The 643-nt window shown below is 36.2% G+C and carries 1 protein-coding gene; it reads right to left on the bottom strand.

The window, feature by feature from the left end:
* A partial coding sequence (locus tag ACFINS_RS10700; protein WP_375706262.1) for a TGS domain-containing protein occupies positions 1-643 on the bottom strand: 643 nt, incomplete at both ends.

The following is a 643-nucleotide window of genomic DNA, read 5'->3' as shown; positions in this document are numbered from 1 at the left end:
TTTTAATTTGGTCATTAAAGGCATAATACGACCATTGATTTTTACCCCCACACAAGAATCACCAATGTCAGTATGGACTGCATAAGCAAAATCAATAGGGGTAGCACCTTTTGGAAAAGCAATTAACCGGCCTTTTGGAGTAAAACAAAAAACTTGATCTTGAAAAAGCTCAAGCTTTGTATGTTCTAAAAACTCTTCTGGATTATCCCCATCTGATAAAGACTGAATCGTTTGGCGTAACCATGCATAGGCATTGGTCTCATTTGATAACTTTGAAGTCGAATAATTGGAACCGTGATCTTTATAAATGGAATGTGCAGCAACACCATACTCAGCAATTTCATCCATATCAGCAGTTCTAATCTGTAGTTCAACCCGTTGCCTCGAAGGTCCTACAATCGTTGTATGAATGGAACGATAATCATTCTGTTTTGGGATAGAAATATAATCTTTAAAACGACCAGGTACCATTGGCCAGGTAGTATGAATAACACCAAGAGCACGATAACAATCATTCACTGTTTCAACAATAACCCGAAATCCAAAAATATCGGATAATTGTTCAAAAGATAATGCTTTACTTTCCATTTTGCGAAAAACGGAATAAGATTTTTTCTGACGGCTTTTAACATCTGCTTTAATG

It is taken from the genome of Bartonella sp. AA2SXKL (genome assembly GCF_042197205.1).
Classification (GTDB): Bacteria; Pseudomonadota; Alphaproteobacteria; order Rhizobiales; family Rhizobiaceae; genus Bartonella.
This window is presented reverse-complemented; position numbering and strand designations above follow the sequence as displayed.